The 16,776-nt window shown below is 64.7% G+C and carries 12 protein-coding genes; 10 read left to right on the forward strand and 2 right to left on the reverse strand.

Features of this window, described 5'->3' with window-relative positions; all coding sequences use genetic code 11:
* Positions 1–64 precede the first annotated feature (64 nt).
* Together IFU00_01975 and IFU00_01980 are read left to right on the forward strand one after the other, a co-directional pair.
* Positions 65–1,510, forward strand: a complete 1,446-nt coding sequence (locus IFU00_01975; protein ID MBD8541047.1) for an alkaline phosphatase — start codon at positions 65–67, stop codon at positions 1,508–1,510.
* A gap of 16 nt (positions 1,511–1,526) precedes the next feature.
* The gene (locus IFU00_01980) at positions 1,527–2,900 is read left to right on the forward strand and encodes an alkaline phosphatase (GenBank protein MBD8541048.1); all 1,374 of its coding nucleotides are present in this window, start codon (positions 1,527–1,529) and stop codon (positions 2,898–2,900) included.
* A gap of 100 nt (positions 2,901–3,000) precedes the next feature.
* On the opposite strand, the gene IFU00_01985 is transcribed toward IFU00_01980, so the two are convergent.
* Positions 3,001–3,405, reverse strand: coding sequence for a hypothetical protein (locus IFU00_01985; GenBank protein ID MBD8541049.1), 405 nt, complete (start codon positions 3,403–3,405; stop codon positions 3,001–3,003).
* A gap of 233 nt (positions 3,406–3,638) precedes the next feature.
* Complete coding sequence (gene ffh, locus IFU00_01990; GenBank protein ID MBD8541050.1) at positions 3,639–5,006, reverse strand: signal recognition particle protein; 1,368 nt, start codon at positions 5,004–5,006, stop codon at positions 3,639–3,641.
* Between the two features lie 254 nt (positions 5,007–5,260).
* Here ffh and ccsA point away from each other — a divergent pair, with 254 nt between their 5' ends.
* From ccsA to IFU00_02030, 8 genes are all read left to right on the forward strand, one after another.
* Positions 5,261–6,064, forward strand: coding sequence for a cytochrome c biogenesis protein CcsA (ccsA, locus tag IFU00_01995; protein ID MBD8541051.1), 804 nt, complete (start codon positions 5,261–5,263; stop codon positions 6,062–6,064).
* Positions 6,064–6,312: a hypothetical protein gene (locus IFU00_02000; protein MBD8541052.1), complete on the forward strand. Its 249-nt coding sequence runs from the start codon at positions 6,064–6,066 to the stop codon at positions 6,310–6,312. The genes ccsA and IFU00_02000 overlap by 1 nt, the downstream gene beginning before the upstream one ends.
* Before the next feature lie 13 nt (positions 6,313–6,325).
* Complete coding sequence (locus IFU00_02005; protein MBD8541053.1) at positions 6,326–7,987, forward strand: two-component sensor histidine kinase; 1,662 nt, start codon at positions 6,326–6,328, stop codon at positions 7,985–7,987.
* A gap of 18 nt (positions 7,988–8,005) precedes the next feature.
* Complete coding sequence (locus IFU00_02010; protein MBD8541054.1) at positions 8,006–9,457, forward strand: sigma-54-dependent Fis family transcriptional regulator; 1,452 nt, start codon at positions 8,006–8,008, stop codon at positions 9,455–9,457.
* 496 nt (positions 9,458–9,953) lie between these two features.
* Positions 9,954–12,923, forward strand: coding sequence for a ribonucleoside-diphosphate reductase subunit alpha (locus IFU00_02015; protein ID MBD8541055.1), 2,970 nt, complete (start codon positions 9,954–9,956; stop codon positions 12,921–12,923).
* A gap of 156 nt (positions 12,924–13,079) precedes the next feature.
* A complete protein-coding gene (locus IFU00_02020; protein ID MBD8541056.1) occupies positions 13,080–14,186 on the forward strand; it encodes a ribonucleotide-diphosphate reductase subunit beta in 1,107 nt (368 codons plus the stop codon).
* Positions 14,187–14,327: 141 nt separating this feature from the next.
* Positions 14,328–16,037, forward strand: coding sequence for a PQQ-dependent sugar dehydrogenase (locus tag IFU00_02025; protein ID MBD8541057.1), 1,710 nt, complete (start codon positions 14,328–14,330; stop codon positions 16,035–16,037).
* A gap of 86 nt (positions 16,038–16,123) precedes the next feature.
* Positions 16,124–16,543, forward strand: a complete 420-nt coding sequence (locus tag IFU00_02030) for a hypothetical protein (GenBank protein ID MBD8541058.1) — start codon at positions 16,124–16,126, stop codon at positions 16,541–16,543.
* Positions 16,544–16,776: the final 233 nt, after the last annotated feature.

Consider the following 16,776-nt stretch of genomic DNA (forward strand, 5'->3'; position numbering starts at 1 on the left):
ATAGCAATCCACCACGCCGTCATCGACGCAGTGTAGACTTCCCGCTTTCCCCAGTGAGGACTGCATGCGACCCATTCTTTTCACCGCTGGCGCACTGCTGGCGGCGCTCACCGGCTGCGCGGCCACGCCGCCGGTCTCGACCGCGACTGCGACCCCGGCCCTGACGGCCAACCCGGTCGACCAGCGCGCAAAGAACATCATCTTCTTCCTGGGCGACGGCATGGGCGTCAACACGCTCACTGCGGCGCGCATCTTTGCCGTCGGCGAAGAGGGCGAACTGGCGATTGACCGCCTGCCCGAATCGGCCTTCGTGAAGACCTTCTCCAACGATGCGCAGGTCACCGACAGCGCCGCCTCGATGGCCGCCTACATGACCGGCGTGAAGCAGAACAACGGCGTGATCTCGATGTCGGCCGGCACCCGTTCGATTGCGCCCGCCAAGGATGCCAACGGCAACAGCCTGGTGAGCCGCTGCGAGAACGGCGAAGCGGCTGTCACGCTGCTCGAACTGGCCCGCAAGCGCGGCATGGCCGTGGGCGTGGTCACCAATACCAGCGTCACCGACGCCACCCCGGCCGCGACCTATGCCCACGCCTGCCATCGCAAGCTGGAAACCGATATCGCCGCCAGCCTGGTGCCCGGCGGGGCCGGCTACAACGGGGCGCTGGGCGCCAATGGCCTGGACGTCCTGTTCGGCGGCGGCGCGCAGCAATTCACGCCGTTCGCGCGTGGCGGCAAGCGCGCCGACAACCGCGATCTGCAGGCCGAGCTCAAGGCCAAGGGTTTCCGGGTCGTGGGCGACACCGCCGGGTTCAATGCCTTGACGCCAGGCGCGCCGGTCGTGGGCCTGTTCGCCGCCAACCACATGGACTTCGACGCGACCCGCGACCCCGCCCGTCAACCGGCGCTGCCGGCCATGACGACCAAGGCGATCGAGCTGCTGGCGCCGCACCGTGGAGGTTTCTTCCTGATGGTCGAGGGCGGCCTGATCGACCATGCGCTGCACGCCACGCTCGGCAAACGCGCGCTGCAGGAGACGGTGACGTACAACGCCGCGCTGCAGGCGGCGCTCGAACGCATGGAAGCGCTCGACCCGGGCCTGAAGAACACGCTGATCGTCGCCACCGCCGACCATGACCACACGCTGCTGCTGAACGGCTATGCAGCGCGCACCGGCAAGACCACGCCTGCCAACCCGGGTGTACTGGGCCTGGTGCGCACGGCCGACGGCAAGCCGACGCTCGACAGCCAGGGCATGCCGTACACGATCATCGGCTTCGGCACGGGCGAGAATCGCCACCAGGGCGGGCGCACCACGCCGCTGACCGACGCCGTCGTCGCGGCCGACGACTACCACCAGCAAGCGGTCGTGCGCACGCGCGCGGGCGCCGAGACGCATGGCGGCAGCGACGTCTACCTGGGCGCAGCCGGCGCGAACGCGGAGCTGTTCCGCGGGACCATCGACAACACGCGCGTCTTCAATCTGATCAAGACCGCAGCCGGTCTGTAAGCACGAGAAATCCACCATGACTTCACGACGCATTCTCCCGCTGCTGCTGGCCGCCGCCTTTGGCGCAGCGCTGCCGGCAACGGCTTCGGCCCAGCAAAAGGCGAAGAACATCATCTTCTTCCTTGGCGACGGCATGGGCCCGTCCGTCACCACCGCCGCCCGCATCTACCGCGGCGGCGAAGACAGCCTGCTGCACTTCGAGCGCCTGATGGAGCGCACCGCGCGCATCAAGACCTATTCGCTCGATTACCAGACCACCGACAGCGCGCCGTCGATGGGGTCGTACATGACCGGCATGAAGCTCAATAACGACGTCATCTCGCAGGCCGGCGCACGCACGATCAACCCGACCAAAGACGGCGTCGACCAGTGCGGCGCGAATAACGGCACGCCTGCCGTGACGATCCTGGAGCTGGCCAAGGCACGGGGCCGCGCCACCGGCGCTATCACCACGACCGAACTGACGCACGCCACGCCCGCGTCGACCTTCGCACACACCTGCAGCCGCGATGCGGCCTACACGATCGCGCAGCAGCTCGTGCCGGGCGGCGCCGGCTACAACGCGGCGCTGGGCGACGGCGTCGATGTGCTGATGGGCGGCGGGCGCAATCACTTCACGCCACGCGACGCGGCGCTCAATCCGAAGGGCCGGCCGGATGGACGCGACCTGATGGCCGAATTTGCCGGCGCCGGCTATTACGTGGCCGGCACCCGCGCCGGCATGATGTCGGCCAAGGCAGGGCGCAAGTTCGTCGGCATCTACAGTGACAGCAGCCACCTCGATTACGCGTACCAGCGCCGCCCCGAGCAGCCGACGCTGGCGGAGATGACGGGCAAGGCGATCGATCTGCTGTCGACCAACCCGAACGGCTTCTTCCTGATGGTCGAAGGGGGCAAGATCGACCATGCGCTGCACGACACCCGCGCGAAGCACGCACTGGAAGAGACGGTGGCGTTCGACGACGCGTTGCAGCTGGCGGTCGAGCGCATGCGCGCGATCGATCCGGGCCTGCAGAACACGCTGATCGTGCTCACCGCCGACCATGACCACACGATGCAGATCAACGGCTACCCGAAACGCGGCAACCCGATCCTGGATATCGTGCGCGACTACGCGACGGGCGAGCCGAAGAAGGATGCGGACGGCAAGACGTTCACCACGCTGGTGTTTGGCAATGGTCCGAACCGGCCGGACATGCGCGCCGATGTCGATGGCATGGCCGCACAGGGCGACGATTACCACCAGGAGACAGGCGTGCACAAGTCGTCCGAAACCCATGGCGGCGGCGATGTGAAACTGTATGCGACCGGCGCCGGCTCGGCGTCATTCAAAGGCACGATGGAGAATACCCGCGTGTTCGAACTGATGAAGGCTGCCGGCGGCCTGTAAGTTCAGATTCAGGTTATTTACACCTGAATAACAAAAAGCCCCGGATTTGATTCCGGGGCTTTTTTTAATCAGCGAGACGTCGACTGAATATAACCTGAACTTATTTCAGATGATCCGAAATCAGTTTGGTCATTTCAAACATCGAGACTTGCTCTTTGCCGCCGAAGACTGCTTTGAGCTTGTCGTCGCCATTGATCATGCGACGGTTTGCCGGATCTTGCAGGTCTTTCGACTTGATGTAATCCCAGACCTTTTTGGTCACTTCGGTGCGTGGCAGCGGCTTGTCGCCAACGACTGCAGCGAGCGTGGCCGACGGGGTCATGGCTTTCATGAACGCGGCGTTTGGCTTGCGTGCAACTGCTGGCTTGTCGGCCGATTTGTCAGCCGTTTTAGCGGCTGCTTTTGCTGGTGCTGCTGCCTTTTTTGCTGCGGGCTTGGCCGCTGCAGCAGGCTTGGCAGCTGCTTTTTTTGCTGGTGCTGCAGTGGTTTTTTTGGCTGTTGCCATCTTCGAGCCTCCTAAAACGAACACATGGAAAAATGCGTAATTTATCGCACGCCTATATTGGTAGCGTTTTACTGTTCGTGCAAGTCTTTTTCCAAACTTTTTCACTCTGATAAGCGGCTAAATGGGCGCTATCGCACACAACAACGCACGGGAACGATAAAACGCCGACAAGGGGCGTAAAAAAACCGCGCAAAGCGATACTCTGCGCGGTTCTGCGAGCGGAAAACAACCGATTAGCGCATGCCGGGCATCATGCCCTTCATCCCGCGCATCATCTTCATCAGGCCGCCGCCTTTGAGCTTTTTCATCATCGTCTGCATCTGGTCATACTGATTGAGCATGCGATTGACTTCCTGCACCTGGACACCGGCACCGGCCGCAATGCGGCGCTTGCGGTTGGCCTTGATCAGTTCGGGTTTCGCGCGCTCGAGCGGCGTCATCGAATCGATGATGCCGACCATGCGCTGGACCGATTTCTCGGCCTGGCCCATGTTCGCGCCTGCCGCGGCTTGCTGGAACTGGGCCGGCAGCTTGTCCATCAGGCCGGCCATGCCGCCCATCTTTTTCATTTGCGTCAGCTGCGACTTGAAGTCGTTCATGTCGAAGCGGCCGCCGACCTTGATCTTGTTGGCCAGTTCGGCTGCCGCTTCGGCGTCGACACCCTTGCGCGCTTCTTCGACCAGCGCCAGGATGTCGCCCATGCCCAGCACGCGGTTGGCCATGCGGGCCGGATCGAAGGCTTCGAGGCCGTCGAGTTTTTCGGAGACACCGGCAAACTTGATCGGTTTGCCCGTCACGTGCCGCACCGACAGCGCCGCACCGCCGCGCGAGTCGCCATCGAGCTTGGTCAGCACGATGCCGGTCAGGGGCAGGGCGTCGTTGAACGCCTTGGCGGTGTTGATCGCATCCTGGCCCAGCATGGCGTCGACGACGAACAGCGTCTCGATCGGGTTGACGGCGGCGTGCACGGCCGCGATCTCTTGCATCATCGCTTCGTCGATACCGAGGCGACCCGCGGTATCGATGATCAGGACGTCGTGGTAATGCTTCTTGGCCCAGTCGAGTGCGGCCAGTGCAATGTCAACCGGCTTGTCGCTGGCGGTCGACGGGAAGAAGTCGGCGCCGACCTGCCTGGTCACCGATTCGAGCTGCGCGATTGCGGCCGGACGGTAGACGTCGGCCGAGACGGTCAGGACCTTCTTCTTTTTCTGTTCCTTCAGGTACTTGGCCAGCTTGCCGGTGGTGGTGGTTTTACCAACACCCTGCAGACCGGCCATCAGGATGATCGCCGGCGGTTGCTGGGCGAACGACAACTGGCTGGCCTCGGGGCCGAGGTCGGCGCCCATCAGGGCCGCCAGTTCCTTCTGCACCACGCCCACGAGCGCCTGGCCCGGGCTGAGCGAGCCGACGACTTCTTCGCCGAGGGCTTTTTCCTTGACCTTGGCGATGAATTCACGCACCGCCGGCAGCGCCACGTCGGCCTCGAGCAGGGCCATGCGCACTTCGCGCAGCATCTCTGCAGTGTTTGCCTCGGTGAGGCGCGCCTCGCCGCGCATGGTCTTGACGACCTTGGCAAGGCGTTGGGTGAGGTTATCTAGCATGTTCAACCTAATTAGTAAGGGCACATCGGACGCGCGGTCCCGAGCAAAATGCCGGTGGGCGAGCGCCGCCAAAGCGGCATTTTACCTTGCGCAGGTGCTGCTGGTTCTTCCGGCGGACGGCAGGCGCACATTTTTTCAGCAAACCGTGGCGTTTTGCACTGGAGGAAAGCGTGGGCGGCGCCGGCCCGCATGCCAGGTGGGCGAAAAATCCGCCTACCCCACGGCGGCACCATGCAATGGTGTAGACTCCCGTCATGCAGAATTTCCTCTTCCTTGCCGCGGCTTTCCTGTACGCGGTATGCGCCCTGCTGCCATCGCGCCGCGCGCCGGCCATCTCGGCCGTGACGGCCGGCGCATGGGCGCTGCACGGCGTCTCGCTCGGCATGGACGTGATGGTGCCGGGCCGGCTGCGTGTCGGTTTCGCCATCATGCTGTCGTCCGCGCTGTGGGTGTCCGTGGCCGCCTACTGGCTCGAAAACCGCAATTTCGCCCTCGACGGCATGCGTCGCCTGGTGATGCCGTTTGCCGCCGTGGCCGCGCTGCTGCCGCTGCTGTTCCCCGGCACCCTGACGCCGCTGGCCGGCAAGTCGCCGGCGTTTGGCTGGCATATCGCGGTTGCGGTGCTGGCCTACAGCACCCTGACCATTGCCGCCTTCCACGCCGTGCTGATGGCATTGCAGGAAGCGCGGCTGCATACCCGCACCGCCGGTGGCGGCCGGTTTGACGCCGCGCTCGACCAGCTGCCGGCGCTTCTTACCATGGAAAAACTGCTGTTCCGGGTGATCTGGATCGGCTTCATCCTGCTCAGCCTGACGGTGCTGTCGGGCTTCGTGTTCTCCGAACAGGTGTTCGGCAGGCCGCTGCTGCTCGACCACAAGAGCGTGTTCGCGCTGCTGTCGTGGGCGCTGTTCGCGGCGCTGCTGGCGGGGCGCCGCTGGCGAGGCTGGCGCGGCAAGACCGCACTGCGCTTCACGCTGGCCGGGTTTGCCACGCTGGCGCTGGCCTATGTCGGCAGCCGTTTCGTGCTCGAAGTTATCCTGCACCGGGGAACCATCTGATGCGACTATTATTCTGGATTGCCTTCATCGCACTCGTCGTCTTTGCGGTGCGCAACAAGCTGCGCGCCATGAGCAAACGTGCGGCCGTACCGCCGCAGGCGCGCCCCGGCACGGCCAAGGCGCCGGTGCAGATCGAAGCGATGGCCCAATGTACCCACTGCGGCATGTACTTCCCGGCGTCCGAATCGGTGCGCGCCGACGGCCACGACTACTGTTCGCCAGGCCACGTGCGCCTGCCGCCGCCGTAGGCGCAGGCCGGCCTTGACGCAACGCCGCATCCTGTCGCCCGAAGCGCGCGTCGCCCTGTGGCGTTCGCTGCAGACCTTCACGCTCACGCGCATCGTCATCGCGCTGGTACTGCTGCTGTATTTCGGTGTTAACTTCGAGAACGGCACGCTGCGCGTCACGCAGCAGGTCGCCCAGATCTGCCTGGGCTACGCCGTCATGGCGCTGGTGTTCTCGTTCGCCGCGCGCCGCCAGCGCCGCTTCCTGGTGCAGCTCGGCGTGCAGGTTGCGCTCGACCTCCTGGTCATTTCGCTGCTGTATCTGGCCGCCGGCGGCCTGCGCAGCGGCCTTGGCATCCTGTATCTGTTCCCGCTGGCCGGCGCGGCGATCCTTGCGCCCTTGTTGCTGGCGTTGTTCGCGGCGGCGGTGGCCACGCTGTTCTTGCTGGGCCTGAGTGTGTGGCAACTGGTCGAAGGGTTCGATCCGCCGCTGATGCAGGCGGGCCTGTTTGGCGCAGCCTTCTTCGCCGCCGTGCTGGTAACCAACCGCATGGCCGCGCGTCTGCTGGGGCAGGAAGAACTGGCAGCCCAGCGCGGCGCCGACCTGCGCATCCAGCAGGCGATCAATGAAATCGTGATCGCCGACGTGGGCGACGGCATCCTGGTGGTGGGCGCCGACGGCGCGGTGTTTACCGGGAATCCGGCGGCACGCCGCATGCTCGGGCTGCAGGCCGACACGTCGGGCTTCCTGCTGCACGCGGCGCCGGCCTTCGAACCGCTGGCCGAAGCGTTCGATGCCTGGCTTGCCGCGCCCGAGAACGATACGGCCTTCGTCACCGTCAAGCCGTATCGCGAAGGTGACGGCGCCGGTGACGTGCGCGGCCGGCGCGACCAGCCGGTGCACGTCAAGCTGCGCTTTGCCCGTGTCGCCGCGCCGGCCGATGCGGTGGGGGAGGGCGGTAGCCGCAGCGTGATCTTCATGCAGGACGTGAGCGCCATCGAAAACCAGGCGCAGCAACTCAAGCTGGCATCGATGGGGCGCCTGACCGCCAGCATCGCGCACGAGGTGCGTAATCCGTTGTCGGCCATCGGCCACGCGACGGCGCTGCTGGCCGAAGACCTGCATGGCCCGGCCGAAGTGCGGCTGCTGAAAATCGTCGGCGACAATGTGGCGCGCGTGAACCGCATGGTCGAAGACATCCTGCAGCTGTCGCGCAAGGCCCAGCCCAACGGCGAGCCGGTGCCGCTGGGCGCGTTTCTCGAACAGCTCAAGGCCGAGTTCTGCGAAATCCACGGTCTGGCCGGTGATATAGTCTATATCGGCGATCCGGGCGGCAGCGCCGTGCGCTTCGATCCGCTGCACCTGCATGAAGTCCTGCTCAATCTGCTCAACAACGCGGTGCGCTATGCCAGCCGCCAGCCGGCCAGCATCCGCATCTTTCCTGCGCGCGATGCCGCCGGGCGGCGCGAGCTGCACGTGCAGGACGACGGCCCCGGCATCACGCCCGAAGTGCGCGACCACCTGTTCGAGCCGTTCTATACCACCTCGAGCAAGGGCACCGGCCTTGGACTCTACCTGGCGCGCGAACTGTGCCTCAACAACGATGCGAAACTCGATTATGAATACCGGTTCGACCCGTCCGCGCTGGGCCCGCGCAAGGCCAGTGGCCGCTTTGTCATCACCTTTGCCCTTGCCTGACGTGGCCGGGAAGCTGTCATGAGCGCGCCGCGCGTTTTGGTACTCGACGACGAGGCCGACCTGCGTGAGCTGCTCGAGATCACGCTGCTCAAGATGGGCCTGGACGTCGACAGCGCCGCCACGCTGCGCGAGGCGCGCGCGCTGTTCGACGAGCGCGATTACGCGCTGGTACTGACCGACATGCGCCTGCCGGACGGCCTGGGCCTCGAACTGGTGCGCGAAATCGGCGCGTCGGGCAAGGGCACGCCGGTGGCCGTGATCACCGCTTACGGCAGCGCCGAAAACGCCGTGGTGGCGCTGAAGGCCGGTGCGTTCGACTATATCGCCAAGCCGGTGGCGCTGGACGCGCTGCGCGTGATGGTGCGCGCGGCGCTCAAGCAATCCGAAAGCGCGGCGCTCGGTGACGGCGCTGCGCCCGACTCGCGCATGATCGGCAGTTCGCCCGCGATGGCGGCATTGCGGGCCCAGATCGCCCGCCTGGCGCGCTCGATGGCGCCGATCTCGATCACGGGCGAATCCGGCAGCGGCAAGGAGCTGGCCGCGCGCGAGATCCACGCCCAGAGTTCGCGCGCCGCCAAACCGTTCATCGCCGTGAACTGCGGCGCGATTCCCGAAACGCTGATGGAGGCCGAGTTCTTCGGCTATCGCAAGGGCGCCTTCACGGGCGCGTCCGATGAGCGCGACGGCTTCTTCCAGGCGGCCAACGGCGGCACGCTGATGCTCGACGAGGTGGCCGACCTGCCGCTGGCAATGCAAGTGAAGCTGCTGCGCGCGATCCAGGAGCGGCGCGTGCGCAAGATCGGCGCGACGGTCGAGGAGCCAGTCGACGTGCGCATCATCAGCGCAACGCACCAGGACCTGGCGCGCTGCGTCGAAACAGGCAAGTTCAGGCAAGACCTGTTCTACCGGCTGAACGTGATCGAGCTGGGCTTGCCGCCACTGCGCGAGCGCCTGGACGACCTGGCGCCACTGGTGAGCGGCATCCTGCAGCGTTTGGCCGGGGCAGGGCAGGCCACGCTCGGGGCCGGGGTGCTGGACGCGCTGCGGGCGTATTCATTCCCCGGCAATGTGCGCGAGCTGGAAAACGTGCTGGAGCGGGCGCTGGCGTTTGCCAACGATGGCGTGATCGAAGTGGGCGACCTGTCGCTCAAGGCGGCGCGGCCGATCGAACCGGCACGGGCCGAACTGGCACCGCCGGCGGTCACGCCGCCCGCTGCCGCGGCGCCAGTCGCTCCGGCCGCGCCGGTCGTACCCGTCGCGCCAACGGTATCGGCGCCGCCGGGCGTCGGTCCCGCCGAATTGCCCGGCAACCTGCCCGAATACCTGGAGCAGGTCGAACGCGACATCATCGGCCGCGCCCTGCAGCAAACCCAGTTCAACCGGACCCAGGCCGCCAGTCTGCTCGGCATCAGTGTCCGCCAGTTGCGCTACCAGATGCAGAAGCTGGACATCAGCGCGCCGGACGATTGACGGCTGGTCTGCAGCCGGGCGGCGAGCCCGCGGCCCGGTCATTTCCCCACGGTTTTTTTAAGGTTAGTAGTCGCTTACCGCGTACTCCCCGTGCTTATGGCGACTCTCGAAAGTCAAGGCTCGCACGCGATAAAACTAAAAATTTTGGACATTTATTTGCTTGCCTGTACCGCAAACGAGGTACTACAATTAGTCTGATATCAACGCCCGGCACTAGATATAGTGGTAGTGACTGAAAAGGCACCAGGATTGCGGGCTGCGGCGAGTTGTTCATACGTTGTCCACAAGTTGCACACAAACTTATCCATCGATCGGTTAATTAAGCACTTGTCGACACGAAATATTTACTAGTTCTTACCCTGCTTCTCTGGTTTGCCACCACAGGCCACCGGCTGGCAGGGCATCGTTTTTTAATTTGTTGACGGACCGGGTTTGCGCAATACGGCAAGACGGTTGCCATGTAGACAACGGCGGTCCGACCGCTCCTGGAGGCGCAATGCAAACAGCACAGAATAGTTCGATTAACCAACATGTCACCCCAGGATCGGCGCCCGCCGGCAGCACCCCGGCCGACATCGTCGCCCGCGGCGACTATCGCGTCATCCGCCGCAACGGTTCGGTGGTGGCGTTCGAGCCGCACAAGATCTCGGTCGCGATGACCAAGGCCTTCCTGGCAATCGCCGGCGGCCAGGGCGCCGTGTCGGCGCGCATCCGCGAGCTGGTCGAGCAGATGACCAACAACGTCGTCACCGCCCTGGTGCGTCGCCAGCCAAACGGCGGCACGTTCCATATCGAGGACGTGCAGGACCAGGTCGAGCTGTCCCTGATGCGTTCGGGCGAACACGATGTCGCGCGTGAATACGTGCTGTACCGCGCCAAGCGCATGGAAGAGCGCCGCGCCGCGAAAGAAGCCGCTGGTGGCGGTGGCGCCGTCGTCGCGCCGCAGATCCACGTCGTCGATGGCGGCGAGCGTCGCCTGCTGGACATCAACACCGTCATCGGTCTGATCGGCGCGGCCTGCGCCGGCCTCGAAAAGCACGTCGACGCCGACGCGATCCTGGCCGAGACCATGAAGAACCTGTACGACGGCGTGCCGGTCGAAGAGCTGCACAAGTCGGCCATCCTGGCTGCGCGCGCGCTGATGGAAAAAGACCCGGCCTACAGCCAGGTCACCGCCCGCATCCTGCTGCACACGATCCGCAAGGAAGTCTTCGGCCGCGAAGTGGCGCAAGCCGGCGCCGCCGCCGAATACCTGACCTACTTCCCGCAGTACATCGCCAAGGGCATCGCCAACGAGCTGCTCGACGAAGAACTGGGCAAGTACGACCTCGAGCGCCTGGCCAAGGCCATCGTCGCCGACCGCGACCTGCAGTTCGGCTACATCGGCCTGCAAACCCTGTACGACCGCTACTTCCTGCACGTGCGCGACGTGCGCATCGAAATGCCACAGGCGTTCTACATGCGCGTGGCAATGGGCCTGGCCCTGCGTGAAGACGACCGCGAAGCGCGCGCCATCGAGTTCTACAGCCTGCTGTCGTCGTTCGACTTCATGAGCTCGACCCCGACCCTGTTCAACTCGGGCACCCGCCGTTCGCAGCTGTCGTCGTGCTACCTGACCACCGTCGGCGACGACCTGGAAGACATCTACGACGCCATCAAGGAAAACGCACTGCTGTCGAAGTTCGCCGGTGGCCTGGGCAATGACTGGACGCCAGTGCGCGCACTGGGTTCGCGCATCAAGGGCACCAACGGCCGCTCGCAAGGCGTGGTCCCGTTCCTGAAAGTGGTCAACGACACGGCCGTCGCGGTCAACCAGGGCGGCAAGCGCAAGGGCGCTGTCTGCGCCTATCTGGAAACCTGGCACCTCGACATCGAAGAGTTCCTCGACCTGCGCAAGAACACGGGCGACGATCGCCGCCGCACCCACGACATGAACACGGCGAACTGGATTCCCGACCTGTTCATGAAGCGCGTGATGGAAAAATCGCACTGGACGCTGTTCTCGCCATCCGAGACGCCCGACCTGCACGACCTGACCGGCAAGGCCTTCGAACAAGCCTATCTGGCGTACGAAGCCAAGGCCGAGCGCGGCGAAATGGCCGTCTTCAAAAAGATCGAGTCGCTCGACCTGTGGCGCAAGATGCTGTCGATGCTGTTCGAAACCGGCCACCCATGGATCACGTTCAAGGACCCGTGCAACATCCGCTCGCCACAGCAGCACGTGGGCGTCGTGCACTCGTCGAACCTGTGCACCGAGATCACGCTGAACACGAGCGCCGATGAAATCGCCGTCTGCAACCTGGGCTCGGTCAATCTGCCGCAGCACATGAAGGGCGATGGCCTGGATCACGTCAAGCTGCAAAAGACGATCCGCACCGCGATGCGCATGCTCGACAACGTCATCGACATCAACTACTACGCCGTCGAAAAAGCGCGCAACTCGAACCTGCGCCACCGTCCGGTCGGCATGGGCGTGATGGGCCACCAGGATTGCCTGCACATGATGCGCATCCCGTTCTCGTCCGACCGGGCGGTGCAGTTCGCCGACACGTCGATGGAAGCGGTCTGCTACTACGCCTACCTGGCCTCGACCGAACTGGCCGAAGAGCGCGGCCGCTACGAGACCTACACCGGTTCGCTGTGGGACCGCGGCATCCTGCCGCAGGATTCGATCCAGCTGCTGGCCGACGAACGTGGCAGCCAGTACCTGGAGCAGGATACGTCGTCGAAGATGGACTGGACCCCGGTGCGCGAGCGCATCAAGCAGTTCGGCATGCGCAATTCAAACTGCGTGGCGATTGCCCCGACCGCGACGATCTCGAACATCATCGGCGTCTCGGCCTGTATCGAGCCGACGTTCCAGAACCTGTACGTGAAGTCGAACCTGTCGGGTGAATTCACCGAAATCAATTCGTACCTGGTGCGTGACCTGAAGGCACGTGACCTGTGGGACGAAGTCATGATCGCCGACCTGAAGTACTTCGACGGCTCGCTGTCGAAAATCGACCGCGTACCGCAAGACCTGCGCGACCTGTACGCAACGGCATTCGAAGTCGAGCCGAAGTGGCTGGTCGATGCTGCGTCGCGTCGCCAGAAGTGGATCGACCAGGCCCAGTCGCTGAACATCTACATGGCCGGCGCATCGGGCAAGAAGCTGGACGAAACCTACAAGCTGGCGTGGCTCCGTGGTTTGAAAACGACCTACTACCTGCGCACGATCGCTGCGACGCACCTGGAAAAGTCGACCACCCGTACCGGCGCGCTGAACGCCGTGTCGGTCTCGGGCGGCCTGTCCGGTGGCCTGTCGGCCGGCGAGAAAGCGCCGGTTGCTCCGGCACCGGCACCGGCCGCGAATATGGCGACGGCGACGGCGACGGCGACGGCAGCAGCGACCGAAGAAGATGGCGCCGCCTGCTATCTGCGTCCGGGCGACGATGGTTTCGAGGAATGCGAAGCCTGCCAGTAACCCTCGCAGTCACTGAGTAAAGGAGGCGAGCCGCCTGCAAGGCCGGCTCGCCCCCCGGCAAGTACAACGGCGCCTGTCGCCGACAACACGAATAACTAACGCATCAACGTGCCCCGGCCGCAGTCGCTGCGCCAGCGCACCACAGAAGGGACCACCATGCTTAACTGGGACGACGAACCAACCAGCGCACCAAGCGCTCCGCAAGCCGACGCCGGCCTCGCCATCGTGCCTGCCGCCGAAGTGGCAAAACGCGTCAACGCCGACGACAAGCGCATCATCAACGGCCAGACCGACGTGAACCAGCTCGTGCCATTCAAGTACAAATGGGCATGGGACAAGTACCTGGCCGGTTGCGCGAACCACTGGATGCCGCAAGAAGTGAACATGCAGCGCGATATCGAGCTGTGGAAGAGCCCGAACGGCCTGTCGGAAGACGAGCGCCGCCTGGTCAAGCGCAACCTGGGCTTCTTCGTGACGGCCGACTCGCTCGCCGCGAACAATATCGTGCTGGGCACCTACCGCCACATCACGGCCCCCGAGTGCCGCCAGTACCTGCTGCGCCAGGCGTTCGAGGAAGCGATCCACACGCACGCTTACCAGTACATCGTCGAGTCGCTGGGCCTGGACGAAGCCGAGATCTTCAACGCCTACAACGAAGTCAAGTCGATCCACGACAAGGACCAGTTCCTGATCCCGTTCATCGACACGCTGACCGACCCTGAATTCAAGACCGGCACCACGGAAAACGACCAGAAGCTGCTCAAGTCGATCATCGTCTTCGCCTGCCTGATGGAAGGCCTGTTCTTCTACGTGGGCTTCACGCAGATCCTGGCGCTGGGCCGCCAGAACAAGATGACCGGCGCTGCCGAGCAGTACCAGTACATCCTGCGCGACGAATCGATGCACGTGAACTTCGGCATCGACGTGATCAACACGATCAAGATGGAAAATCCGCAGCTGTGGACCCCGGAATTCCGCGAAGAGATCAAGGCCCTGTTCATCGAAGCAGTCGACCTCGAATACCGCTACGCCGAAGACACGATGCCACGCGGCGTCCTGGGCCTGAACGCCCCGATGTTCAAGGGTTACCTGCGCTTCATCGCCAACCGCCGCGCGGTGCAGATCGGCCTCGAGCCGCTGTTCCCGAACGAAGAAAATCCGTTCCCATGGATGAGCGAAATGATCGACCTGAAGAAAGAGCGTAACTTCTTCGAGACGCGCGTGACCGAGTATCAGACTGGCGGCACGCTGAGCTGGGATTGATGCGGGGGCGTCCATCGCCCTGCGTCAGCCACGAACAAAAAGCCCGGCGCTGGTAAAGCCGGGCTTTTTTTCGCCTGTTGCGCGCAGCCCGTCGGTGTTGACCTATGATGGCGATCTTTCAAGCCTGACCAGGAGACACCCTTGAACGCCCACACCACACTGCTGCACGCCCTCATGCTCGCCGGCCTGGCGACAGTCTCAGTCGCCCACGCTGCGCCCCAGGTGGCCACGGGCCGCACGATCTTCCAGAACAACTGCGCCAGCTGCCACACGGTCGATACCGGGATGGCGCAGCTGGCTGGCCCGGGCCTGTTCGGCGTTGTCGGGCGCAAGGCGGCGGGTGTCGCCGGGTTCAATTATTCGGCGGCGCTGGCTAAGGCCGGCGCGAGCGGCACGGTGTGGACGCGCGAAGAACTCGACGTGTTCCTGCTCGACCCGGCCAAGCGCGTGCCCGGCACGACCATGCCGGTCGGCGTGCCGGACGCACAACAGCGCGGCGCGCTGATCGACTACCTGGCCAGCCTGCAGGGTGCTGCGACTGCCGCCGCCGCGCCAGCCCCTGCGAAAGCCGATGCACAAGCTGCATCCCGCGCCGGCGCCTGGACTGAAAACCAGCCCGGCAAGGTCTATCACATCAAGCCGACCGACCTGGCCGCGCCATTCGCCACGGACAGCGCCGGCAACAGCGCGCGCGTGCAGGCACGGCCCAACGGCACGCTGCCGACCGTGATGCCCGGCTTTACGGTCAGCGTGTTCGCGCAGGACGCCGACAAGCCGCGCGTGGCACTGCGCGCGCCGAATGGCGACGTGTTCCTGGCCGCGACCGGTGCCGGCGCGATCAAGGTGCTGCGCTCGCGCGATGGCAGGAAGGCCGACAGCGCCGGCGTGTTCGCCACTGGACTGGCGCGTCCGTACGGCATGGCCTTCTGGCCGAGCGGCGCCAATCCGCAGTATCTGTATGTGGCCGGCGTCAATTCGGTCGTGCGCATCCCGTACCGCAATGGCGACCTGACGGCGCGCGGCGCGCCCGAAACCGTGATTGCCGAACTGTCCGAGACCAGTGGCGGTCACACGACGCGCACGCTGGCGTTCTCGAAGGACGGCAAGACGCTGCTGCTGTCGATCGGTTCAGCCACCAACGTCGCCGCCGACATCGGTCGCACGCCGCCCGTGCCGCTGGCGCAGTGGGAGCGCCAGCACGGCGTGGGCGGCGCCTGGGGCGTCGAGACGGACCGCGCCACCGTCATGGCGTTCGACCCGGACGGCAAGAACCGCCGCACCTTCGCGACCGGTCTGCGCAACTGCGTGGGCTTGCTGGTGCTGCCAACCACGGGCGACGTCATGTGCAATGTGAACGAGCGCGATGCCCTGGGCGACAACCTGCCGCCCGACTACCTGACGCGCGTGAAACAGGGCGGTTTCTATGGCTGGCCGTGGTACTACATCGGCGACAACGAAGATCCGCGCCTGGCGGGTCACCGGCCCGACCTGAAGGGCAAGACGATCACCCCGGATGTGCTGCTGCAGGCGCACTCGGCGCCACTGGGCATGGTGGCGTACCACGCGCCGGAGGGTGCGACCAGTGCGTTCCCGAAGGAGTACGAGGGCGATGTGTTCGTGGCGCTGCACGGCTCGTGGAACCGTGGCGTGCGCACCGGCTACAAGGTCGTGCGTGTGTTCATGAAGAACGGGGTGCCCACCGGGCAGTACCAGGACTTCATGAGCGGCATGGTGGTCAGCGACCGCGATGTGTGGGGCCGGCCGGCAGCAGTCGAAGTCGCACGCGATGGCGCGCTGCTGGTGGTCGACGATGCCGGCGGCACGCTGTGGCGCGTGGCGCCGGGGCGCTGACGCGACCTGGCACGCGAGTGGACATGCGCGTGCACAAGCGACCGCGCATGCGCTAGCATGGGCATCTCCTATTGGCAGGGGCTTTCATGATTCCGCATACCTTCAGGCTGGCGCTTTGTGGCGCGGCCTTGCTGGCCGGCTGCGCCGGCACGCCGCCCACAGCAGTCAAGCCGACACTGGTTCTCGAAGACTACGTGGATGGCGCGCCGCGCGATGCGGCGTGCCTGGCGCTGGATGATGGCGCGCGCGCCCGCGTCACCAACCACGGTTTCGATCTGATGGCGAAGGAGATGGTGGTCGCGCCCACGGCCGGCGCGCCGGCGGATGCGGCGCCGCGATCCGTCTACCTGGTGCCGCTCGGCAGCCACCCGGTGGAGCGAATGGCACGGCAAATGGACGGCTCGTTCCATTCGGTATTCGTCAATTGCCAGACTCGACTGGCCTATATTGCCAAACGCGGCGGCGTGATCGACAGTATCTATTGGTTCGGACCGTTCGATCTGTGAATCGATTCAACTGCGGGTTGAAAGGCGCGCGTGAATTCGACGTCATTTGCAGAATCCCTGTCAATTCAGGCGCGCTTGCTTATTTGGCCTCTCATATTGCGCGGCTTGTTTCCGATTCTCGGTTGCGCACACACAAAGAAAGCACGTACTTTACGCGATTGAATTTGTCAAATCGAGAAGATGTGATATTGTCGCGGGCATCGGGCAAATCGATCGAATAATAGGGCGCTGAA

It is taken from the genome of Oxalobacteraceae sp. CFBP 8761 (assembly GCA_014841595.1).
Classification (GTDB): Bacteria; Pseudomonadota; Gammaproteobacteria; order Burkholderiales; family Burkholderiaceae_D; genus Telluria.